Source organism: Sphingomonas sp. ASY06-1R (genome assembly GCF_052180265.1).
In the GTDB taxonomy this organism is placed as follows: domain Bacteria; phylum Pseudomonadota; class Alphaproteobacteria; order Sphingomonadales; family Sphingomonadaceae; genus Sphingomonas_I.
The window spans coordinates 2,984,798-3,007,083 of record NZ_CP197464.1 but is presented as its reverse complement, the minus strand read 5'-3'; the positions used below and the strand labels follow the sequence as shown (position 1 = coordinate 3,007,083).

The window sequence follows — 22,286 nt, the reverse complement described above, 5'->3', positions numbered from 1 at the left end:
CGAAGCGCGGTAGCAAAAGTCATGAACTGGTCTCTCGCCTTCCTTGCGGCTGGATCGGTCGGGCTCGGCGCCACCGCCGGCCGGCGCCGCCTGCTGTTGTCCCAAGCCAAACATCCTTCGCTGGCGGGGCATTCCAAATGGTCGCGTCGCATCGCCCGCCTCATTCCGTCGGTCGAATATGGGCGCGCGCAGTTCTTCGGATGCGATGGCGCGCCCGATGATATCGTCGCGAAGCGCGAGCAGGGTTTCGATCGTCTCGCCGCTCTGTTCGCGGCACGCTTCCCGAAGGGGCGTGCGCTGACCGCCGAGACGCGGACTGGTCTGTCCGATCTTCAGTTCACGGGCAGCTATCGCGTTCCCTTCCAGTTCGCACCGCTGGTCCGCGAGCATCTTGGCGTCAGCGCCTTCGTCGAGACGTCCACCGGCGTCCTGGTGACCGATGTCGACGGCAACGACTTTTACGATCTGACCGGTTCCTATGGCGTCAACCTCCTCGGCTATGATGCCTATAAGAGCATGATTGCGGACGCGGTGGGCCAGGTCGGCGCACTCGGCCCGGTTCTCGGTGCGCTCCACCCGATCGTGGCCGACAATGTCTCGCGGCTGCGCGCGCTCACCGGGCTCGATGAGGTCTCGTTCCACATGTCCGGAACCGAGGCGGTGATGCAGGCCGTCCGGCTGGCGCGCTACCATACGCGTCGCAGCAAGGTGGTGCGCTTCTGCGGCGCCTATCATGGCTGGTGGGGCGATGTGCAGCCCGGCATCGGCAATCCGGTCTCGGCCGATCGCACCTTCACGCTGGCGGAAATGTCCGAAAAGGCGCTGCGGACGCTGGCGACCCGCCGGGATATTGCCTGCGTCCTGATCAATCCGCTGCAATCGCTTCACCCCAATGCGGCGGCGCCTTCGGACAACACGCTGGTCGACGGCAGTCGCACCGCTGGGTTCGATCGGGCGGCCTATGGCCAATGGCTTGCGCGATTGGCGGAGGTCTGCTGCGATCGCGGGATCGTGCTGATCCTGGACGATGTCTTTACCGGCTTCCGCCTCGCCCGCGGTGGCGCCGCCGAATATTTCGGCATCCGTCCCGACATGGTGACCTATGGCAAGACGCTGGGCGGCGGGCTGCCGATCGGCGTCCTGGTCGGCAAAGCGGCGCTGATGAAGCGCTTTCGCGACGATCGGCCGGTCGACATCTGCTTCGCGCGGGGCACGTTCAATGCGCATCCTTATGTGATGGCGACGACCAACGCCTTCCTGCGGACGCTGGACCTGCCCGAAACGCAAAGCCTGTATGTCGACATGGACGACCGCTGGGATCGGCGTGCGACCCAGATGAACGCCAGCCTGGAGGCCGCCGGCATACCCGTTCGCGTCGCCAACCTGACCTCGATCTGGACGGTGCTGTACACCGCCCCATCGCGCTTCAACTGGATGCTGCAATATTATCTGCGCGAAGAAGGATTGTTGCTGAGCTGGGTCGGAACCGGGCGCATCATCTTCAGCCTGAACTATACCGATGCCGATTTCGACGAGGTCGTGGATCGCTTCACCCGCGCCGCGTTGCGCATGGCCGCCAACGGCTGGTGGTGGCACGCGCCCGAAGCGACCAACAAGAGCGTGCGTCGCGGCATCCTGCGGGAACTGATCGCGCGGCGTCTGGGGCGCTAGCGCAGGTCCCCCTTCGCGCCGGGCCGGTCGAAGCCTGTCCCGGGCGACTGCGGCAGACAGGCAGTCGAAGGGGGCTGTCCTTCCTGCAGCACCGCCGGAACTCGACCGACGGTGCTTCGACAGGTTCAGCACGAACGGATTGCTCAGGTCCGTTCAGCGCGTTGCGATACCGGCGTCGAGCCGCTCGCCCTTGAGCAGGCGCACCGGGGCGTGGCGATATTGCATGAAATCGTTGAACGGATCGGTCACGATCTTGGCGGCCCACACCAATCCGGTCGGCACGTCGCGGATGAAGAAGAGCTGGAAGGTACGGAATAACAGCCCGCCAATCCCCAGAACCAGCCACATCAACCCGACATGGCGCAGGAAGCCCATCGGCCCGGGGATCGGCGCGAAGACGCCGAACAGGGTCGGGCTGATCAGCAGCACCAGCGGCATCAGCGCCCACATCGTCATGAAGACGACCTTGCGGACGAGATTGTAGCCGACCTTGATCTCTTCCTTATATTCGTGGCTCGCATCGTTGACCGCGTCATAGCCCTTGGGCTCAAAGAAGAAGTGCCCGGCCTGACGGCTCGTCATCGCCACGCACCAGCCGAGCAGGCTCGCCAGCGCGGGATCGTGGAACATCAGAATATAAGCGCCGATGAAAGTGCTCGCGCTCAGAAAGTGCAGGCTCTGGTTGATCAGGCTGTGATGATAATAGCGATGATCGTCCCAGCGTTGCTCGTCGAGCTGTGCGCGGAAGGCGGCGATCTTGCCGGTCGGTTGGTTCAACGTTTCGCTCATGTGCGGTCCGTTCAGTTCTTGCGGAAGCGGAGGAGCTCGAAATGGCCGAGCGGGGGCAGGGGGCTGCGTTCGACCAGCTCGACGCTGCCATTGGCAGCCGCCCAGTCGGCGTAGCGTTCGAACGGGAATTCGGTGCGGAATCCCAGTCGGCTGGTGATCGGCATCAGCAGCTTTTCGACCCGGCCGCGCAGACCCTTGCCCGCGCCGATCCGGGTGGTGATGACGATCTCGCCCCCGCGGCGTACGGTGCGCGCAAATTCGTCGAGCGCGCGTTCCGGATTGGGGACGGCGGTGATCACATATTGGGCGACGACGACATCGAATGCGCCATCGTCAAAGCGCAGATCTTCCGCGTCCATCACGGCAATCGCTTCGACATTGTCGAGCGTCTGCGCGCGCATCCGCGCCTTGCCGAGAATGCCGTCGGAAATGTCGATGCCGTAGAGCGTGCAGCGCTTGCTATAATGCGGCAGCGAAATGCCGGTCCCCACGCCGACTTCCAGTACGCGCCCGCCGATGCGGTTCGCGGCATCGATCGCGATGCTGCGTCCTTGCCGGAAGACGGCGCCGAATACTAAATCATATACCGGCGCCCACCTGTCGTAGGCCGCTGCAACCGATCGCGTCTGCATTGCTGTCGCCATGCCAACTTCTCCCATGATCCGGGGAGCTATCGGTCAGTTCCGCGACAGACGCGCTACGGGATGATCACGCTTTTGTGACAGTCGACCGCGCGAGGCCGGCCCGCGTTCATCAATCTGCCACGGGACTGACCCGCAGCTTTCATCAGCGTGCCGTACAAGGCCATCATTGAAACGGCGCGAGGAGCGAAAGCTTGGCCTCTCTCCCAGACCTTCCGATGGCCCTGCGCGTGAAGCCGGGCGGCCCCAAGAAGCCGTTTTCGGCGCCGACGAGCTTGCCGGCCTGGTTCGATGAACCCGACGCGAAGCCTGCCCCGCGGCAGCGCACGCATTACCGCACGATCTGGATTTCCGACATTCATCTCGGCACGCCCGGCTGCAATGCCGAATTGCTGCTGGACTTCCTGAAGTCGGTCGAATGCGACACGCTCTATCTGGTCGGCGACATCATCGATGCGTGGCGCCTGCGCAAAGGCTGGTATTGGCCACCGCGCCATAACGATGTCGTGCGCTGCATCCTCAAGATGGCCAAGCGCGGCACGCATGTCGTGTACGTGCCCGGCAATCATGACGAGGTGCTGCGCGATTATACCGGCCTCGCCTTCGGCGACGTGACGGTTGTCAGCGAAGCGATCCACGAGACGGCGGACGGTCGTCGCCTGCTCGTTCTGCACGGCGATCAGTTCGACAGTATCGTGCTCTACGCCAAGTGGCTCGCCTTCCTCGGCGACAGCGCCTACGAATTCCTGCTCAAAGCCAATTCGGTGGTGAATTTCGTGCGCCGCCGCTTCGGCCTGCCTTATTGGTCGCTCGCCGCGCATTTGAAGAAGCGCGTGAAGAACGCGGTCCAGTTCATCTCGAAATTCGAGGAAGTGGTGGCGCATGCCGCCGCCGAGCGCCATGTCGACGGCGTCGTCTGCGGGCACATCCATTCGGCCGAAATCCGCGAATTCGGCGACATCACCTATTATAATGACGGCGACTGGGTCGAAAGCTGCACCGCTTTGGCCGAGCATGACGATGGTCGGATGGAGATCATCGACTGGGCCGAACATAAGCGGCAGGAGGCGGCGCGTGCAACGGCCGCGAAAGCGGTGGCACCGCTCGTCCTCGTACCGGCATGAAGGTCGCACTCGTTTCGGACGCATGGCGGCCGCAGATCAATGGCGTCGTCCGCACGCTGGAGACGACTGTCGGCAAGTTGCGCGCATGCGGCCACGCTGTCGAGACGATCACGCCCGATCAGTTCCGTACCATCGCCTGCCCGAGCTATCCTGAGATACGCCTGGCGATCGGCAGCGGACGCGAAGTGGGGCGCCGGCTGGACAATGCGGGCGTCGAGGCCGTCCATATTGCGACCGAGGGACCGCTTGGCTGGTCGGCGCGGCGCTGGTGCCTTGATCGCCGTCTGCCCTTCTCGACCTCCTTTCACACCCGCTTTCCCGATTATGTGGCCATGCGCACCGGCCTGCCGTCCGCCTGGTTCTGGCCTATCGTCCGGCGTTTTCATACACCTGCCACGCGGATCATGGTGGCCACTTCGATGCTGGCGAAAGAGCTGGCTGAACAGGGACTGCCGCAAACCCATGCCTGGTCGCGCGGGGTCGATCTCGACCTGTTCAGTCCGGATATGCCTGCATTGCCGGCGTTGGCTGGTCTGCCGCGGCCGATCCAGCTCTATGTCGGTCGTGTGGCGGTCGAGAAGAATATCGGTGCCTTCCTCGACACACCGGTCGAGGGATCGAAGGTCGTCGTTGGGGACGGACCGGCCCGCGCCTATCTGGCACAGCGGCATCCGGGCGCGCTTTTTCTCGGCGCGCTGCAGGGTACGGCGCTTGCGGCGGCCTATGCATCGGCTGACGTTTTCGTTTTCCCCAGCCGGACCGATACGTTCGGCCTGGTCATGATCGAGGCGCTGGCCAGCGGCACGCCGGTCGCGGCCTATCCGGTCCATGGTCCGCTCGACATCATCGGCACGGCCCAGCGCCGTGTCGGCGCGATGGACGATGATCTGGCGACGGCGATCCGCGCGGCTCTCACCGCGCCGCGTGCCGACTGCGCGATCGAAGGACGGCGCTACAGCTGGGACGCCTGCACCGATCAGTTCCTGGCGGGACTATGCCCGTTCCCCACCCGGCAACGCCTGGCCGCATGAGCTAACGCCGCCCGTCGCTGCACGACGCTCCTCCTCATTGAGCCCGCCGGTCGCTATGCTAGATGCGGGGCAAAGCCGGGGAGTAAGCGTGGACCATTATGACATCCTGATCGTCGGCGGGGGGCATGCCGGCGCCAATCTCGCCATTGGCCTGCGCCAGCGTAAATTCACCGGCTCGATCGCGATCGTTGGCGAGGAACCGGAGCTTCCTTACGAACGCCCGCCATTGTCGAAAGAATATCTGGCCGGGGACAAGCCGTTCGAGCGGATTCTGATCCGCCCCGCCGCCTTCTGGCAGGAGCGCGACATAGCGATGCTGACCGGGCAGCGCGTGACTTCGGTCGATCCCGACGGACGCTCCGTCACGACCGCCGCCGGGCAAGCGATCGGGTATGGTGAGCTCGTCTGGGCTGCGGGCGGGCATGCCCGCCGGCTGGCCTGCATGGGGGGCGATCTGGCAGGGGTACATTCGGTCCGGTCGCGTGCGGACGTCGATCGGCTCATGGGCGAACTCGCGACCACCCGCCGCGTCGCCGTGATCGGCGGCGGCTATATCGGGTTGGAAGCGGCGGCGGTGCTCACCAAGTTCGGCAAGACAGTGACGATATTCGAGACGCAGGATCGCGTGCTGGCACGCGTCGCCGGTCGCGAATTGTCCCGCTTCTACCAGGAGGAACATCGCGCCCATGGGGTGGAGATGCGCTTCGAGATTATGGTTGACGCGATTGTCGGCGCGGATGGCCGCGTCACCGGGGTGCGGCTGGCCGACGGTGAAATCAGCCCGTGCGATATGGTTATCGTCGGTATTGGCATCATTCCCGCGGTCGAACCATTGCTGTCGGCCGGCGCCGAGGGCGGGAATGGCGTGGCGGTCGACGAATATTGCCGCACCAGCCTGCCGCATGTCCACGCGATCGGCGACTGCGCATTGCATGCCAACCCGTTCGCCGACAATCTGCCGATCCGGCTGGAATCGGTCCAGAACGCCAATGACCAGGCGACCATTGTCGCCAAGGCGTTGACCGGCACGCTCGAACCCTATGCGGCGGTGCCATGGTTCTGGTCGAACCAATATGATCTCAAATTGCAGACGGTCGGCTTAAGCGCGGGGCATGATGCCGAGGTGACGCGCGGCGATCCCGCGAGCCGCAGCTTTTCGATCCTCTATCTGAAGGAAGGGCAGGTGGTCGCGCTGGACTGCGTCAATGCCACACGCGACTATGTGCAGGGGCGCGCACTCGTCACCGGCCGTTCGCATGTCGCTCCGGAACGGCTGGCCGACACCGATATCCCGCTCAAGGAAATGGCGCTGCTGAGCCAAGACGGAAGCGCACTGGATGCCTGACATCGAAGCGGAGATCGTCGAACGCCGGCTGATTCATGACCGTTGGTCGACCATCTCCGACGTGGTGTTGAAGCTGCCCAATGGCGCAATCGAGCAGCGCGTGGTCGAGGATCATGGCGATGCGGCGGCGGTGATGCTGTACGATCCCGATCGCCGGGTCGCTTTGCTGGTGCGGCAGCCGCGCGTGCCGGTCCTGCAAGGCGGGCATGCGCCGCTGCTGGAGGTCGTCGCAGGTCGAGTGGAAGGCAAGACGCCGGAAGACACCGCCCGGGCCGAAGCGATGGAAGAGGCTGGCGTCGCCGTCCTTGAACTGGAAAAAGTCGCGACGCTCTGGCCGATGCCGGCCGTGTCGACCGAGCGCATAAGCCTCTTCCTCGCGCCCTATTCGGCGGCCCAGCGCACCGGGCCGGGCGGGGGCGCCGCCGATGAGAATGAATGTATCACGATGCACGAAGTGACGTTGCAGGCGCTTTGGGCACTGGCGGAGGCCGATCAGTTGGGCGACGCCAAGACCTATATATTGCTCCAGGCGCTCAAGCAGCGACGCCCGGAACTGTTCGCGTCCTAGGCCGTATCCTCGCGCCTCCTGTCGGCGCCGTCATTGCAAAAATTGGGCAATGCCGCCCAACGCGATCGCGGCGCCGCCAAGATACAGGGCACCCGTCCGCCCCGCGCGGATTTTCGCCTCCCGTTTCCGACGCACGGTCCAATGCTCCGCAACCGCTTTGGGGGCGTGCTGCCACGCGAAGGACAGCGAAGCGGACAGGATCGCGCACACGAGACACAGCAAGGCGATAACATACATTCGGGGCATCTCTCCTCCCCGCGGGCAGCGCCTATTTGGACGGCCACCTTGGGGTTTGTAGTACGGCTTTTGCCGCTCAGTCTTTCGTCAACGACCATGCCGACCGACGCCGACGAAGAACGCTTCGTCATTCTATGCGCGTGCCGCTTGATCGCTGCAAGAGCCTCTCTCGATCTGCGAAGACTTTGTTTGGAAGGGACTTTTACCGGCCAAGGTCGCACGCTCGTGGGCTGTGGCACTGGCGCCTTCGATCAGCGAATGGGAAGCGCTGTCGTAGATTTCAGTTCGGACAGCGCCACGGTCGAATTGATTTCCTGGATGCCCGGCAACTTCGACAGATGGTTGAAGAAGAAGCGTTCATACGCGTGGATATCCTCCGCCACGATCCGCAGCATGAAATCGAAGACACCCATCAGCACATAGGCTTCCAATACTTCGGGGAAGCCCCGGATCGCGGCGGCGAACTCGTCGAGGTTGGCGCGGCCATGGGCATTCAGCTTCACCTGCGCAAAGATATGGGCGTTCAGCCCCACCTTCTGACGATCGACGATCGCCACCCGTTTGACGATCACGCCTTCCTTCTCGAGCCGCTCGACGCGGCGCCAGCAAGGCGACGTCGACAGGCCCACTTTTTCCGCAATCTTGGCGATGGGCTGATTGGCGTCCTCCTGGATGGCGTTGAGGATTTTGCGATCGAACGGGTCAAGCGGTGTCGGCAAGGAAATACCTCGATGTTGTTAATTCACGCAAAAATATACCGATAAGACCGGGAATAACACCAAAAATAGCGCAGATATTTCCGCCCAACGTTGCGACAATGCGCCGGCAAGGATCGGAAGACAGCATGACCGAGATGAGGCATTTCGCAGGCACGCCACCGGAGCGGGTGGTGATGATCGAAGATAAAAGTGCCGCGCTTAAAGGCGTGGTGGTGCTGCATTCGACCCGGCTTGGCCCCGCGGCGGGTGGGTGCCGCCTCTGGCACTATCCGACCATGGAGGCGCTGCATTTCGATGCGCTCCGGCTGGCGGAAGGGATGAGCTATAAGACTGCGCTGGCCGATCTGCCCTTGGGCGGCGGGAAGGCGGTGCTGGCCATGCCGCAAAGGCCGTTCGATCGCGCCCGCCTGTTCGAGGCGTTCGGCAGGGCCATTGCAGAATTGCGCGGCGAGTATGTCACCGCCGAGGATGTAGGCACGACGATCGCGGACATGGCGGCGATCCGCCGCAGGACCGACCATGTCGCCGGGGTGGACGGCGTCCCGGGGCGTCCTGCTGGGGACCCTTCACCGTGGACGGCGCTTGGGGTGTTCCGCGCGATGGAGGTCGCCGTGCGCCACAGGTTTGGAGGCGATCTTGGTTCGCTGACAATTGCCGTGCAGGGCCTGGGCAATGTCGGCGCACGACTGTGCGCGCTGGTCCACGCGGCCGGTGCGCGGCTGATCGTCGCGGATCCGCGTCCCGGCCTGGCTGAGGCAATGGAAGCCCGATATGGCGCGGCGATCGTGACGCCCGGCGAGATTGTCGGCGCGCCGGCCGATGTCTTCGCGCCATGCGCTCTCGGCGCCGTCCTCGACAGGCCGGCCATCGCCTCGCTCAAGGCGAAGCTGGTATGCGGAGGGGCGAACAACGTGCTGGCGACCCCGGAAGACGGCGATCGACTGGCGGATCGCGGCATCCTCTATGCGCCGGATTATGTCGTCAATTCCGGCGGCATCATCAACGTGGCCGCCCAATATCTCGGCTGGGAACTGGCCGAGGTCGAACGGCGGGTGGCCGCCACCGGCGCCCGGCTCGATCGGGTGCTGGCGCAGGCGCAGGCAGACGGCGTGTCGCCGCCGCGCGCCGCCGATCACATGGCCCGCAGCCTCCTGCGCAATAGTGCGCCCCGTTCGGGACGGGCGCTCTCATGGGCATGACCGCCTTTCATCTGGACATGGATGCCGCCGCCGATCTGCTGTGCCGGATCGTGGGCTTGCTGGCGCAGCGCGACCTCCAGATCGCGTCGATTGGTTCGACCGAGACTGTGAATCATGGGTTGCGATTGCGGATTGACGTGGACGGGCTCGACGCCGGCTCTGCCCGCATCATCGCCGCCAAGATGCTGCGCTGCGTCGGCGTCGATCGGGTCTGGCTCGAAACGGATGGGATGCTCCTGGTAGAGGAGGCGCTCTGCCAGGCGCCGCGCGCCACACCGCCGGTCATCGCCGCAGCAAGCTGCTAGCGGATCGTGCGCCGCTCTCCCATCAGCAGCGCATCGGCCACGACCCGCAAGGGTTCGACGTCCACGTCGCTGGCCTTGCTGGCGATCAGTGCGGCGAAGCGCGCGTAAATCTGCGCATATTCGGTGTTGGCCGTATTGCGGGTCGGGCCGTCGTCGATCGACAATCCGGCCCCGCCGCCAGACAGGGCGATGCGGGTACCCGCTTTCGTGGCGATATCGATCGTCCAGCGCTCGCCTGCGGCGTGGCGGAAGTCGAAGCGTGCACCAATCCCGCTTTCGACGCCACCGGTGGCGAGGTGCAGCGTCGCGGCTTCCGGCTGATGCCCCTCGGTGTTCATCTCAAGAGAGGCGCCTTTGACCAGCAGTCGTTCGGGGCAGAGCAAGGTCGCGATCGAGAGCGCGTTGATACCCGGATCGAACACGCCAAAGCCGCCCGCCTGCCAGATCCAATTCTGGCCCGGATGCCATTTCTCGACATCCTCCAGCCATTGGATATCCAGCGATGCGATGCCCTCGCGCTGGGTGATGGCCGCTGCCTCGATGACATTGTCGTTGAAGCGCGAATGCCAGGTCGCGAAGAGGCTTTGCCCCAGCGCTGCCGCGCGCATCTGCAGATCGCCAATCTCGCCGAGCGTGGTCGCGGGTGGCTTTTCGAGGAGCACATGCAAACCTGCTTCCAGGCACGTCCGCGCAAGGGCATGACGTGGCCCCGGCGGGGTGCAGATCGCCACCGCATCCAGCGCCGCCATATCCAGCATCGCCTGCACATCGGCGAAGACCGGCACCGCAAGGTCGGGGAGCGGCGTTGGCGATACCACCGCGTCCAGGCTGAAAGCGGGATTGGCGGCGATGGCGGGATAATGCTGATCCCGCGCAATCTTCCCGAAGCCGACCAGGCCGAGGCGTATCTTAGCCACGATAGGCCTTCACCGCCGCTACGAACGCCTGCGCCTGTCGCCCGACCTGCTCGGCGGTCTGGCCGGGTTTGTACAGGGCGGAGCCCAGCCCGAACCCGTTGGCGCCGGCGTCAAACCATTTTCCGACGTCGTCCACAGTCACGCCGCCCACGATCAGCAGAGGCAGATCCTTGGGCAGGACCGCCCGCTGCGCGCGCACGACCGCGGGCGAGGCGGCCTCGGCCGGAAACAATTTCAACGTATGGGCGCCGGCTTTCAACGCCGCGAAGCCTTCGCTGGGCGTGAAATAACCGGGCGCCGATACCAGCCCGGCGGCAACCGACGCCGCGATCACGTCGATGTCCGTCGACGGTGACACGATGATCCGTCCACCTGCCGCTGCCACCTGATGCACCTGCTCCACCGTCAGGACGGTGCCGGCGCCGACGATCGCCTTATCGCCGAGATGGGCGGCCAGCGCCTCGATGCTGCGCAACGGCTCCGGCGAATTGAGCGGTACTTCGATGATGCCGATGCCGGCCTCCACCAACGCATCGCCGATCGCGATGATCTCGTCCGGCTTCACCCCACGCAGGATTGCGATCAGGGGCGCTTGTGTGAGCTTGGTCCGAAACAGGTCGAGCGCCGTCATGCAAGTTTCTCCGCTATGGCCTTGATACCGGCCAGGAATGCTGTCTCGCCATCCACTTCCAGGGCGTCGCGGCCCACCACCTGCAATGCGGCGCCGTAGAGGCCCGTCAGTCGGAGATCGCCGATCAAGGCAATCGGTCCTGGCGGTACCATATCCAGCCCGACGGCTAGGTCGGCGCCGATCAGCAGGCCACTGACATAGGAAGCGGCATCCTCCGGCGCGAGGCGCCCCAGCAACAGGCGCGCGCGCGTGCCGAACAGATCCGCCGTCAAGGCGCGGTCGTGAAAGCTGCGTGCCACGCCTTCGCGAAATGCTGGCCCGTCGGCGGCATCGCCCGTCATCTGTGTCGCCAGAAGCGAATGGGCGCGCAACAAGGCGAACAACTCGCCCGTCATTACCGTCCGGAAATTGACGATCACCCCATTTTTCAGCTCGGCCCATTTGGCATGCGTGCCGGGATGACACAGACCGATGTCGGCGGGCACCAATCCCGCCGCCACGGCACCTAGCAGCTGCACCTCTTCGCCGCGCATGACATCGACGCGGTCGCCATCCGCCACACAGGCCCCTGGAACGATAGCCGTGCGGCCCGGCTCGACCCATTCGAGGCGCGCCACCAAATCGTCCAGGGTCAGCGGGCAGGGGATATAGGGCGCCTCGATCCAGCCGCGGTTGGAACCGATCATCCCGGCCAGCAGGAAAAGGCCATCACCATGAACGTTGCGAAGCTCATTCAGGATCGTCGGAAATCTGCCGGGCGGCACCGCCGTGACGCCCAGCGCGTCGGCGCTGGACTGGGTGACGTTGCCTAAGGTGTCGAGGGCAAAGATCCGGCGGTTGGTGGTGCCCCAGTCGATCGTGATCAGCCCGCCGCCATGCATCATCCACTCCACCCGAAATTATATTATGAATCCGGCGGCTGATTAGTGGGGAATGTGGAGCAGCGCAATCAGCCAGGCACCTCATGCGGGCGGGCGCGCAGCGTCCTCTTCGACGACCGGATTGCCGACCGACTGCTGCCACGGTTTTTCGGTCGTCGTCGCCAATGCGAAAAAGAGATGAACCTTTCGTTTCAGGCAGAACCGAGTTGCTGTCACCCTATGGCAAATAAGTGTCACCGAAGCGGATGTTAAAGCTGCGCGAGATTTCCATAAATTTGGGTAGGATCCATCATCGTCATTATCAGGCGAGAGTCGTGTTTCATCATTCGCACGTCGTTCTGAATGGACGTCTGGAGATATCGAAAGCGTCGGCGAATATATTCCTAAGACAAAAAATCATGGGGATGGGATATGGAGGATTCTGCAGAAGAACGGCGGCTTGATGTGGCCGACGTCAAGGGAAGCAATGTCGTGTCTGGCGAATATACCGCCAGCGGACCCTATTTCACCGAGTTGTTCCTGACGGAGGGCAGTGTTGCGCCGGACAATACCGGCAGCTTCGTGCCGCGCCAGACGCCGGGAAATGTCGGTGTCTGCCTGAGCGGCGGCGGCTCGCGCGCCTTCTCCGCAGGGATCGGCCAGCTCCAAGCGCTGCAAGCGGTGCAATCCAATGGCTCCAGCTTGCTCGATCAAACCCGCGCTTTATCGACGGTGTCGGGCGGCGGGTGGATCGGAATACCGTTCGTCTTCTTGCCAGGTGCGATCAGCGACAGCGACTTCCTGGGAACCTATGTCGAACCCGCCGATCTTACGGTGGACGGGCTGGGTAACCTGCCGCCGAACGGCATTGCGGGTCAGATCACCTCGGGCTTCTCGCTCGCGGCGCTCGCCGTCCAGGCGCTTTTACTCTATGACGATTATGGCGTGCCAAGCAGCGAGCTGTGGCAGGTGCTTATGGGCGAGACGTTTCTCCAGCCCTATGGCCTGTATATTCCCGGCACCGATCAGCTTCCGACCCAATTCTTCTCCTATGACGCGAGCTCGCTGGCAGGAATCCAGGGCAACAATCCCGGGCTGGTGAACGAAAATGCCGACCTGGTGGCCACCGTACCGGGCCAGCAAAGACCCTATTTGATCAGCCTGTGCAGCCTGTCGGTACGCGTCGGATCGCAGCAGGCGCTGCTCGCTCCGGTCCATTCGACCCCGTTCGTCACGGGTGTGCTCTCATCCCCGCCCGGCGCGGTCGATGTGAACAATCGTGCGGTCGGTGGCGGTGCCGTGTCGAGCTTCGCCTTTGATTCCGACCCGATCCCGCCGACCAACAGTCTCACCCGGATCGTCCAGTCGAGCCAATGGTCGCTGACCGACGCGCTCGGCACGAGCAGCGCCGCCTTTGCGGAAACGCTGATCGAACATATGCAGCTCTGGGCGGGTTCTCCGGCGCGGTTCGCCGCCGCGCTGCGTCTGCACGGGCCGCAGGCGATTGAGAAGCTGGCGCGCGGGCCCGAAGAAGCCGTCCGCCTGCAGGCCAAGATCGAGACGGCGATAGCGGCATCGCCGGCCGGTCCGCTGGCGGCGTCCGACCTCCACCAGAGCCTGCGCGAGCTGGCCGTCCTTCAGTCGATCGTGCCGAAATATCAATATTGGAGCCCGGTCGACCCGCCGATCACGCAGCCCGTGGCGGAGTCGGAATTTGCCGACGGCGGTTCGCTGGAGAATAGCGGCGTGGCCGCGATGCTGTCCTATGCCGACATCGACCGGGTAATCGCCTTCCTGAACGTGGAGACGCTGCTGCGGGTAGATAGCGCCGGTACCATCGTAGTGGATGATTGCCTGCCGCCACTGTTTGGCTACCAGCCTTATGTCGAGGGTCAGGGTTATGCGCTCTACGAAGGCGCGATCGATCCGGCCCAGCCCGTCTTCCAGTTCAATCAGGTTTTCAGTTCGTCGGACTTCCAGCCCTTGCTCCAGGATCTGTGGAATGCCAGCAGCAACGGCACCGCAGCGCCGATCGTGTCGCAAACGCTGACGACGGTGGACAATCGCTGGTTCAACGTAACGGGCGGCAGGACGGTCACGCTGCTTTGGGCCTACCTGGCTTATGCAAGCAATTGGTTCGACGGCATTTCGGACATTTGGGTGCGAGGCCTCGTTGACGTCGAGCAAGTAACATACGGCTTTCCCAATTATAGCACGTTCACGACCGATCTCTCGGCCACCCAGATCAACTTGCTGTCGAACCTGACGGCATGGTCGGTCCAGGCCAACGCGGCGTCGTTCGCGGCGTTATACGGCGATCAGGGGGCGGGCTGACATGTCCGGTACGATTTCGCCGGGGCGGTGCCGACCAACGGCATGATCATCAGGCGGCCGATCGAGGCCGTGGCGATCGACTGATCGATTTGCCCCCTCCCTTCTGACGGATCACATGCTAAATCGCGACTTCCGCCATCTTCTGGCGGAGCCGCTATCATATAAAAATCAACGTTCGGGTGAGCCGGGACGCTGGCCGAAGGGAAGAGCGATGCGCAACTGGAGAATCTTCATGTCCTTGCTGGCTGCTGCCGGCGCCGCTTCCGGTGCAAGCGCCGCAAATGTTTCCCGCGCCTCGTTCGGCAAGGCCGATGGGCGCGACGTCGAAGCGATCACCCTGTCGAATGGGGCGGGCATGCAGGCGCGCATCATCACTTATGGTGCGTCGATCCAGTCGCTGATCGTTCCCGATCGGGACGGCCATAAGGACGACGTCGCCTTGGGTTTCGCGACCATGGACGGCTATCTGAAGAAGCCTGCTTTCTTCGGCGCAACGGTGGGTCGCGTCGCCAACCGGATCGCCAAGGGGCGCTTCACGATCGATGGGAAAAGCTACCAGACCCCGGTCAATGACGGCGCCAACGCACTTCATGGCGGCACGAAGGGCTTCGACAAAGTCATCTGGGATGTGGTGTCGGTCAAGAGTGGGCCATCGGCGAGCGTGACCTTGCGGTATGTGAGCCCGGACGGCGACCAGGGGTATCCCGGCACGCTCACGACGATCGCCACCTATGCGCTCGACGAGAAGAACCAGCTGACGATCGATTATAAGGCGACCACCGACAAGCCCACCGTCGTCAACCTGTCCAATCACGCTTACTGGAATCTGGCGGGCGAGGGGTCCGCACTCGGCGCGATGGGGCATTTGCTGACCATCCCGGCGGATGCCTATACGCCGACGGATGCGGGCGCGATCCCCACGGGTGAAATCCGCTCGGTTGCCGGAACCGTGTTCGATTTCCGCAAGGCGACCGCCATCGGGGCGCGGGTGCGCGATGCGTCCGATCAGCAGATCGTCTTCGGCAAGGGTTATGATCATAATTGGGTGGTCGATCGCAAGATTGCCGCCCAGCCGCGCTTGTTGGTCCGCGTCGAGGAACCCGTCCACGGGCGCGTGATGGAAATGCTGTCCAACCAGCCGGGCCTGCAATTCTATTCGGGTAACTTCCTGGATGCGAGCCTGTCGGGCAAGGCCGGCAAGCTGTATCGGGAAGGGGACGCGATCGTGCTGGAACCGCAGATGTTCCCAGACACGCCCAATCAGCCATCCTTTGGCTCGGTCCGGCTCGATCCCGGCCAGACCTATCACAATGTGATCCTACTGCGCTTTTCGACCGCACCGGCGCGCTAAGCGCGTCCGATGCGCTTGCTCGCCCGAGGGGTGGTTGGGGCGGTCGCTTTGACCGCCTCGATCGCGCATGCGGCGCCGCCGCAGCGCTGGTCGACCGCGCAGGCCAATAGCTGGTATGCGCGGCAGCCCTGGCTAAGCGGCGCCAATTACATTCCGGCCGATGCCATCAACCCGTTGGAGATGTGGCAGGCGGCGACCTGGGATCCCGCCCGGATCGACCAGGAATTGGGCTGGGCGCAGACCCAGTTTGGGATGAACACGATGCGCGTGTTCCTTCACGATCTCGCCTGGCAGGAGGATCCGGCCGGCCTGAAACGGCGGATCGGCGCGTTTCTGGCGATCGCCGCCCGCCACAAGATCAAGCCGGTCTTCGTCCTGTTCGACAGTTGCTGGGATCCGGATCCGCATATCGGGCCGCAGCGTCCGCCTATTCCGGGCGTGCATAATTCCGGCTGGGTCCAGGGGCCGAGCCGCACCGATCTGGTCGATCCCAGGCAGGATGTGCGGTTCCGATCCTACGTGGAAGATATTGTCGGCAGTTTTGCCCAGGATGATCGCATCCTCGCCTGGGATGTGTGGAACGAGCCCGATAATGATGGTGGGGGCAGCTATAACGGCCTGCAGCTGCCGCAGGAAAAAGCACGTATTGCCGCGTTGTTGCCGCGAATATTCGACTGGGCACGCAGCCAGCGTCCGATCCAGCCGCTCACCAGCGGCGTCTGGGCCGGCGGCGATTGGTCACCTGGCAATCGTTCCAAGCTTGGCATCATCCCGCAGATCCAGCTCGATCAGTCGGACATCCTCAGCTTTCACAATTATGGCTGGCCGGAGCAGTTCGCGGAGCGTGTCCGCCAGCTCAAAGCCTATTCACGCCCGATCCTCTGCACGGAATGGATGGCGCGCGGTGCCGGATCGACGGTCGATACGGTATTGCCGATCGCGCGGCGCGAAAATGTCGGCATGATCAACTGGGGTTTCGTGAAGGGCAGGATCCAGACGAACCTGCCGTGGGACAGTTGGGAACGGCCCTATATTGTGCAGCAGCCGGTGGTATGGTTCCACGATCTGGTTCAGCCGGATGGTACGCCATATCGCGCGCGTGAGGCGGAAATCTTCCGCGCGCTGCGGGCGCAACCGGCCGATTGAAGGGCGACCCCGGGGGCAGGATAGGGATTGCGGCAAACTGGCGCGGATCGGCCTTTTCCAGACCCGCGTGATATCCTATAGGGTTTAGGTGTCCATGCAGCCGGTCCCCCGCACCAATCATCGCTCCGCCCTTCCGCTCGCGCAGCCGGGCATTGTCCCACCGCCGGGCAAGGGACCGCGCCCCGCGGCAGGGCCGACCTTGGTCGAATGGGCCTATGATCATCTGCTGGAAATGCTGATGACGGTGCAGATCGCGCCGGGGGAACGGATCGCGATCGATACGGTCGCGCGTCAGCTGGGTATTTCGCAGACGCCGATCCGGGAAGCGTTGAGCCAGCTGGAGGCGGAAAAGCTGGTCTCCAAAATGCCCAATGTCGGCTATCGCGCCAGCCCCCGCATGTCGCGCGAGGAGGTGCAGGATCTCTACGCCCTGCGCCTGTTGATCGAGCCTTATGCCGCAGCCCGTGCGGCGGAGAAGATGGATGACCAGACGCTCGTCACGCTTCAGGAAATCGATGAAGGTATGCGCGGCGTCGCCGAGGGCAATGACCGCGATTTCGCGCGTTTTGCAGAGGCCGATGCCAAGCTGCACCGCCTGATCGCGACCGGCAGCGGTAATCGCCTCATTGCCGAGACGATCGAGCGCCTGCACGCGCATCTCCAGATCTTCCGCTCCCTCTACAGCACCAACGCACCGGAAGAGGCGGCGGCGGAGCATCAGCGCATCATCGAAGCGTTGATGGCGCATGACCCGGCCGCGGCCGAAGACGCAGTGCGCGAGCATCTGAAACGCTCGCAGGAGCGGATGGATCGCGCGTCCGACGGCGCGCCGCCGGAGCATGCCTGATCGATCGGAAGGTCGTAAACAGGCTCTGACGAGAGCGTTTCCCGCCGCCGCGAAGGACGATCGGCGGGGGCGATCTGACAACGAATTCAGTGCCGCATAAACTTGGCATCGGTGCTTGACGGCCTGCCGTCCGCCCCGTACCACCGTCCCAACCGGATCATATATGATATGAAACTAGGTCTGGAGAGGATGGCTGATGGGATCGATCACGAGGTCTGTGTTCCGACGTGGAACGGCTCTGGTTGCGGCCTTTGCGGCAACGGCTGTCGCGGGCGGGGCAGGGGCGGAGACCGTCGTTCTTCGTAATTTCACGCTCATCGACGGCACGGGCCGCGCGCCGGTCGCGAACCAGGCGCTCATCATCACCGACGGCAAAATATCCTGGGTCGGCCCGGCCACGCGGCTGAAGGCACCGGCCGATGCCACGAGCGAGGACCTCTCCGGCAAATATCTCATGCCCGGCCTGATCGACAGCCATGTCCATCTCGGGCTCGTCAACGGCATCGCGCAGGACCTGAAGTATCAGACGCCGGAAAATATCGACGGCCAGCTCCATCTCTACGCAGCCTATGGCGTCACCAGCGTGCAGACGCTGGGTACGGAAAAGGATCTGATCTTCCCGATCCGGGATGCGGAACGCGCCACCCGCCCGGACAAGGCCCGGGTCTTCACGGTCGGCCAGGGCGTTGTCTTCAAGGGCAGCTATGGCGGCGTGCCGGGGCTCGATCAGCAGGTCGCAACGCCGGAAGAGGCGCGCCGCATGGTGGATGCGCAGGCGGCGAAGAATGTCGACATGGTCAAAATCTGGGTCGACGATGAATTCGGTCAATTGTCGGAACGGATGCCGCCTGCGATCAGCAGCGCGGTGATCGATCAGGCCCGCAAGGACGGCAAGAAGACGGTCGCCCACATCTTCTATTACGACAATGCCACCGAGCTGACGCGCGAGGGCGTGAACGCCTTCGCCCATGAGGTGCGCGATCGCGCCGTGGACGCGCCGTTGCTGAGCCAGATGAAAGCTAAGGGCGTGTGGCAGATGGCGGCGACGCTCAGCCGCGAAGCCTCCTTCACCTATGCGACTTTGCCATTCCTGAAGGATCCCTTCTTCGCGCGCGGCGTCACGCCCGACGTGTTGAGCCAATTGGCCAGTCCGGAGCGCGCGCAGAAGCTGTCGTCCGCGCCGAACTTTCCGAAATATGCGCCGACCTTGCGCTACGCGATGCAGAATTTTGCCGCCGAGGCGAAGGCGGGCATCCGCTATGGCATGGGTACGGACAGCGGCCCGACCGCGCGCTTCCCGGGCTATTTCGCGCATTGGGAATTGGAATTGATGGTCCAGGCGGGGATCACCCCGCTGCAGGCGCTGACCGCTGCCACCAGCGCCAATGCCGAATTCATCGGCGCGCGCGATATTGGTTCGGTCAAAGCCGGCAAATGGGCCGATCTGCTGGTGCTGGACAAGGATCCGGCGGCGGACATCCGCAATACGCGGACCATCTATGAGGTCTTCATCGCCGGCAAGAAGGTGCCGACCATCTGGCAGACCTGCACCGGCCGCGCCGCCGATGCGTGCGGGTCGGCGCAATGAGCGGTCCGCCGCTGGACGGCGTCTACCCTGGCGGGCGCGTTGCCGCTGGCATGCTCTTTCGCGCCTCCCGTGCGCGGTACAAGGTGCTCGGCTTCGTCATCGCCGCTTACTTCATCACCTATATCGATCGCGTTCTGCTGTCGGTCGCCGCCCCCTTCATCGAGAAGGATTTCGGCATCACCACCATCACCATGGGGTGGGTACTGTTCTGCTATAGCATTGCCTATGCCGCCTTCCAGATTCCGGGCGGCTGGTTCGGCGACAAGGTCGGCCCGCGCCTGGCGATGACCTGCGTGGTGATCTGGTGGTCCGTCTTCACCGCGCTCACGTCGCTTGCCTGGTCGGCCGCTTCGATGGGCGTGTGCCTGTTCCTGATCGGCATGGGGGAGGCGGGCTCCTTCCCGATCGCCAACCGCGCGCTGTCGCGCTGGATGCTGCCGTCCGAACGTGCCCTGGCGCAAGGCGCCACCCATGCCGGATCCCGCCTTGGCAGCACGCTCACGCCGATCATCGTGGTCACTTTGGTCGGCCTGACCGCGCTCAGCTGGCGCCTGCCATTCCTGCTCTTTTCGCTGGTCGGGATCGTCTGGGCACTGCTCTGGTACCGCTTTTACCGCAACACGCCGGGCGAGCATCCGTCGGTCAACGAAGCGGAGCTCACCCGCATCAACGATGCGCTGGGTCATTTTCGCAAGGGCAAGCGCCAGGTGCCCTGGGGCCAGATCCTGCCCAATCCGCAAATGTGGCTGCTGGGCGCGATGTATTTCTGTTACGCCTATGACATCGGCGTCTTCCTCAGCTGGTTTCCCAAATATCTGAACGCGGCGCGCGGGCTCGATCTCAAGACGATGGGCCTCTACGCGAGCCTGCCGTTCCTGGCCGGTCTGATCGGCGACATTACCGGCGGCGTCGTCTCGGACGAAATCCTGAAGCGGACCGGACGGCTGCGCTTTGCCCGCGCTTCCGTTTCCGTATTCGGTTTCTGGGTGTCCGCCGTGGCGGTGTCGCTCGCGGCGTGGGTCAGTGATCCGCTGGTCAGCATCGCCTGGTTCGCGCTCGCCTTGTTCGCGCTGGAATTGACCGTCGGCGTGTCGTGGGCGGTGACGCTCGACGTCGGCGGGGAGTTTGCCGGGTCGGTTTCCGCCGTGATGAACACGCTCGGCAATATCGGCGCCGCGATCGCGGTCGCGGTCACCGCGCGGCTGGCCACATATTATGGCTGGGGTTCGGCCTTCGCCGTCATTGCCGGGCTGGCCTTCATCGCCGGGCTGCTGATGCTGACGGTCAATCCCGAGCGCAGATTTTATCGCGAGGAAGCAGCGTGAAGAGTAAGCCTGTGATCCGTTTGAAGCTCCTGACGGCCGGTATCGGCCTGGCGACCTTGAGCGGGGCCGCCGCCGCGGCGCCCCCCAAGGCGGACGCTGTGCATGGCCAGCAGGTCTTCGCACGCTGCGCAGCCTGCCATGTCATCGGTTCGACGCCGGGAACCCGGATGGGCCCGAGCCTGAATGGCGTCTTCGACCGCAAGGCGGGCACCTTGGCGGGCTATACCTATTCGGCGGCGATGAAGAAATTTGGCCTCAAATGGGATGCCCCCACGCTCGCCCGCTTCCTGCAGGCGCCGATGAAGGTGGTGCCCGGGACCAAGATGGCGTTTCCCGGCCTGCCCAATGCGCAGGATCAGGCGGACGTCGTCGCCTATCTCAAGCAATATCGGGCGGACGGCACCAAGAAGTGACAGACACCAATCCCATGTTCGGCGCCTTGCGCCTCCCGCGCTCGATTCTGTTCGGCCGCGGACAGCGCCGCGCGATCGGCTCGGCCACCGCCAAGATCGGCAAGCGCGCGCTGCTGTGCACGGATCCGCGCCAGAGCGCGCAGCCGGAATTCAGGGATATCCTCGCGGATCTCGCGGCCAACGGGGTCGAGACGCACGTCTTCGATCAGACCATTCCCGATCTGCCGATCGGCTCGATCGAGGCCTGCGTGGCGGAGGTCAGCGGCTTCGCGCCCGATGTCGTCATCGGCGTCGGTGGCGGCAGCTCGATGGACATGGCCAAGGTCGTCGCGGTGCTGCTGACGCATGGCGGCGACGTGCGGTCTTATTATGGCGAGTTCGCCGTACCCGGGCCGGTCATCCCGCTGATCGCGGTCCCGACCACGTCCGGCACGGGCTCGGAAGTGACGCCGGTCGCGGTCGTCGCGGACGAGCAACGCGGCGCCAAGGTCGGCATTGCCAGCCCGCACCTCATACCCCTCATCGCGATCTGCGATCCCGAGCTGACCGTCACCTGCCCGCCGGGGCTGACCGCCTGCTCCGGCGCCGATGCGCTGACGCATGCGGTGGAGGCCTTCACCACGCTCGCGCGCCCGATCGACGCGATGCTGACCGAACAGCATGTGTTCGTCGGCAAGAATGTGCTGTCGGATCATTTCGCCAAGCTCGCCGTCGCCAACGTCTTCCAATATCTGGAGCGGGGCTATCGCGACGGCGCCGATGTGGAGGCGCGCGAGGGCCTGATGCTGGCGGCGCTCGCGGCCGGATGCGCTTTCGGCACCGCGGGCACCGCTGCGGCCCACGCGCTGCAATATCCGGTCGGCAACCTGACCCACACCGCCCATGGCGACGGTGTCGCGACGCTGCTGCCGTATGTGATGCAGTATAACCGCCCGTCCTGCGTTGACGCTTTCGTCGAGCTGGCGCGGACGATCGGCCTTCCCGAAGGATCGCCCGACGACATGTCGCAGGCTTTCATCGATGCGGCCGCCACGCTGTTGGCCGCGGTCAAAATCCCTGCCTCGCTCGCCGCGCTGGGTCTGCCGGCGGACCAGCAGGATTTTGTCGCGGAAAACGCCCTCAATGCGGCGCGGCTCGTCAAGAATAACCCCCGTCCCCTCGATCTCGCCGCCATGCAGAGCATCACGCGCGCCGCTTTTTCAGGCGACCGCGCCGCTCTGCGTACGATCTGAACAAGGTATCTCC

Annotated in this window: 22 protein-coding genes; 15 read left to right on the top strand and 7 right to left on the bottom strand. The window is 64.1% G+C overall.

Annotated features, from left to right (window positions below):
* Window positions 1-21: 21 nt before the first annotated feature.
* Window positions 22-1,671 carry an aminotransferase class III-fold pyridoxal phosphate-dependent enzyme gene (locus ACSBM8_RS14410; protein WP_442678692.1) on the top strand — a complete coding sequence of 550 codons (1,650 nt, stop codon included), beginning with the start codon at window positions 22-24 and terminating at the stop codon, window positions 1,669-1,671.
* Window positions 1,672-1,824: 153 nt separating this feature from the next.
* Here ACSBM8_RS14410 and ACSBM8_RS14405 read toward each other — a convergent pair whose 3' ends face one another.
* Window positions 1,825-2,460, bottom strand: a complete 636-nt coding sequence (locus ACSBM8_RS14405) for a hypothetical protein (protein WP_442678691.1) — start codon at window positions 2,458-2,460, stop codon at window positions 1,825-1,827.
* A gap of 11 nt (window positions 2,461-2,471) precedes the next feature.
* Window positions 2,472-3,104: a class I SAM-dependent methyltransferase gene (locus ACSBM8_RS14400; RefSeq protein ID WP_442678690.1), complete on the bottom strand. Its 633-nt coding sequence runs from the start codon at window positions 3,102-3,104 to the stop codon at window positions 2,472-2,474.
* A 215-nt stretch (window positions 3,105-3,319) separates the two neighbouring features.
* Here ACSBM8_RS14400 and ACSBM8_RS14395 point away from each other — a divergent pair, with 215 nt between their 5' ends.
* Genes ACSBM8_RS14395 through ACSBM8_RS14380 form a run of 4 tightly spaced genes read left to right on the top strand, consistent with a single transcriptional unit; the run spans window position 3,320 to window position 7,169 of the window.
* Window positions 3,320-4,225: a UDP-2,3-diacylglucosamine diphosphatase gene (locus ACSBM8_RS14395; protein WP_442681605.1), complete on the top strand. Its 906-nt coding sequence runs from the start codon at window positions 3,320-3,322 to the stop codon at window positions 4,223-4,225.
* Window positions 4,222-5,256, top strand: a complete 1,035-nt coding sequence (locus ACSBM8_RS14390) for a glycosyltransferase family 4 protein (protein WP_442678689.1) — start codon at window positions 4,222-4,224, stop codon at window positions 5,254-5,256. Before ACSBM8_RS14395 ends, ACSBM8_RS14390 begins: the two co-directional genes overlap by 4 nt.
* A gap of 55 nt (window positions 5,257-5,311) precedes the next feature.
* A complete protein-coding gene (locus tag ACSBM8_RS14385; RefSeq protein ID WP_442678688.1) occupies window positions 5,312-6,601 on the top strand; it encodes an NAD(P)/FAD-dependent oxidoreductase in 1,290 nt (429 codons plus the stop codon).
* Window positions 6,594-7,169 carry an NUDIX domain-containing protein gene (locus ACSBM8_RS14380; protein WP_442678687.1) on the top strand — a complete coding sequence of 192 codons (576 nt, stop codon included), beginning with the start codon at window positions 6,594-6,596 and terminating at the stop codon, window positions 7,167-7,169. The genes ACSBM8_RS14385 and ACSBM8_RS14380 overlap by 8 nt, the downstream gene beginning before the upstream one ends.
* 30 nt (window positions 7,170-7,199) lie before the next feature.
* On the opposite strand, the gene ACSBM8_RS14375 is transcribed toward ACSBM8_RS14380, so the two are convergent.
* Together ACSBM8_RS14375 and ACSBM8_RS14370 are read right to left on the bottom strand one after the other, a co-directional pair.
* Complete coding sequence (locus ACSBM8_RS14375; RefSeq protein ID WP_442678686.1) at window positions 7,200-7,415, bottom strand: hypothetical protein; 216 nt, start codon at window positions 7,413-7,415, stop codon at window positions 7,200-7,202.
* 242 nt (window positions 7,416-7,657) lie between these two features.
* Window positions 7,658-8,125, bottom strand: coding sequence for an Lrp/AsnC family transcriptional regulator (locus ACSBM8_RS14370; RefSeq protein WP_442678685.1), 468 nt, complete (start codon window positions 8,123-8,125; stop codon window positions 7,658-7,660).
* Between the two features lie 125 nt (window positions 8,126-8,250).
* Between ACSBM8_RS14370 and ACSBM8_RS14365 the strand changes: the two genes are divergently transcribed.
* Window positions 8,251-9,324 (top strand): Leu/Phe/Val dehydrogenase, encoded by a 1,074-nt coding sequence (locus ACSBM8_RS14365; RefSeq protein ID WP_442678684.1) that lies wholly within the window; start codon window positions 8,251-8,253, stop codon window positions 9,322-9,324.
* A complete protein-coding gene (locus ACSBM8_RS14360; protein WP_442678683.1) occupies window positions 9,321-9,629 on the top strand; it encodes a hypothetical protein in 309 nt (102 codons plus the stop codon). Before ACSBM8_RS14365 ends, ACSBM8_RS14360 begins: the two co-directional genes overlap by 4 nt.
* Here the strand turns inward: ACSBM8_RS14360 and ACSBM8_RS14355 are convergent.
* The 3 genes from ACSBM8_RS14355 to ACSBM8_RS14345 are packed head-to-tail and all read right to left on the bottom strand — an operon-like array spanning window position 9,626 to window position 12,061.
* On the bottom strand, window positions 9,626-10,546 hold the full coding sequence (locus ACSBM8_RS14355) for a Gfo/Idh/MocA family protein (protein WP_442678682.1): 921 nt from the start codon (window positions 10,544-10,546) through the stop codon (window positions 9,626-9,628). The two genes, ACSBM8_RS14360 and ACSBM8_RS14355, sit on opposite strands and share 4 nt — an antisense overlap.
* Window positions 10,539-11,177: a 2-dehydro-3-deoxy-6-phosphogalactonate aldolase gene (locus ACSBM8_RS14350; RefSeq protein WP_442678681.1), complete on the bottom strand. Its 639-nt coding sequence runs from the start codon at window positions 11,175-11,177 to the stop codon at window positions 10,539-10,541. The genes ACSBM8_RS14355 and ACSBM8_RS14350 overlap by 8 nt, the downstream gene beginning before the upstream one ends.
* Window positions 11,174-12,061, bottom strand: a complete 888-nt coding sequence (locus ACSBM8_RS14345; protein WP_442678680.1) for a 2-dehydro-3-deoxygalactonokinase — start codon at window positions 12,059-12,061, stop codon at window positions 11,174-11,176. The genes ACSBM8_RS14350 and ACSBM8_RS14345 overlap by 4 nt, the downstream gene beginning before the upstream one ends.
* A 408-nt stretch (window positions 12,062-12,469) precedes the next feature.
* On the opposite strand from ACSBM8_RS14345, the gene ACSBM8_RS14340 reads away from it, so the two are divergent.
* The 8 genes from ACSBM8_RS14340 to ACSBM8_RS14305 all read left to right on the top strand — a co-directional run bounded on the left by ACSBM8_RS14340 (window position 12,470) and on the right by ACSBM8_RS14305 (window position 22,273).
* A complete protein-coding gene (locus ACSBM8_RS14340; RefSeq protein ID WP_442678679.1) occupies window positions 12,470-14,371 on the top strand; it encodes a hypothetical protein in 1,902 nt (633 codons plus the stop codon).
* A gap of 211 nt (window positions 14,372-14,582) precedes the next feature.
* On the top strand, window positions 14,583-15,722 hold the full coding sequence (locus ACSBM8_RS14335) for an aldose epimerase family protein (RefSeq protein WP_442678678.1): 1,140 nt from the start codon (window positions 14,583-14,585) through the stop codon (window positions 15,720-15,722).
* Between the two features lie 9 nt (window positions 15,723-15,731).
* Complete coding sequence (locus ACSBM8_RS14330) at window positions 15,732-16,868, top strand: 1,4-beta-xylanase (RefSeq protein ID WP_442678677.1); 1,137 nt, start codon at window positions 15,732-15,734, stop codon at window positions 16,866-16,868.
* A gap of 94 nt (window positions 16,869-16,962) precedes the next feature.
* Window positions 16,963-17,715, top strand: coding sequence for a GntR family transcriptional regulator (locus ACSBM8_RS14325; RefSeq protein ID WP_442678676.1), 753 nt, complete (start codon window positions 16,963-16,965; stop codon window positions 17,713-17,715).
* 196 nt (window positions 17,716-17,911) lie between these two features.
* Window positions 17,912-19,303, top strand: coding sequence for an amidohydrolase family protein (locus ACSBM8_RS14320; protein WP_442678675.1), 1,392 nt, complete (start codon window positions 17,912-17,914; stop codon window positions 19,301-19,303).
* On the top strand, window positions 19,300-20,628 hold the full coding sequence (locus ACSBM8_RS14315) for an MFS transporter (RefSeq protein WP_442678674.1): 1,329 nt from the start codon (window positions 19,300-19,302) through the stop codon (window positions 20,626-20,628). The genes ACSBM8_RS14320 and ACSBM8_RS14315 overlap by 4 nt, the downstream gene beginning before the upstream one ends.
* Window positions 20,625-21,041, top strand: coding sequence for a c-type cytochrome (locus ACSBM8_RS14310; protein WP_442678673.1), 417 nt, complete (start codon window positions 20,625-20,627; stop codon window positions 21,039-21,041). Before ACSBM8_RS14315 ends, ACSBM8_RS14310 begins: the two co-directional genes overlap by 4 nt.
* Window positions 21,038-22,273, top strand: a complete 1,236-nt coding sequence (locus tag ACSBM8_RS14305) for an iron-containing alcohol dehydrogenase (RefSeq protein WP_442678672.1) — start codon at window positions 21,038-21,040, stop codon at window positions 22,271-22,273. Before ACSBM8_RS14310 ends, ACSBM8_RS14305 begins: the two co-directional genes overlap by 4 nt.
* Window positions 22,274-22,286 lie beyond the last annotated feature (13 nt).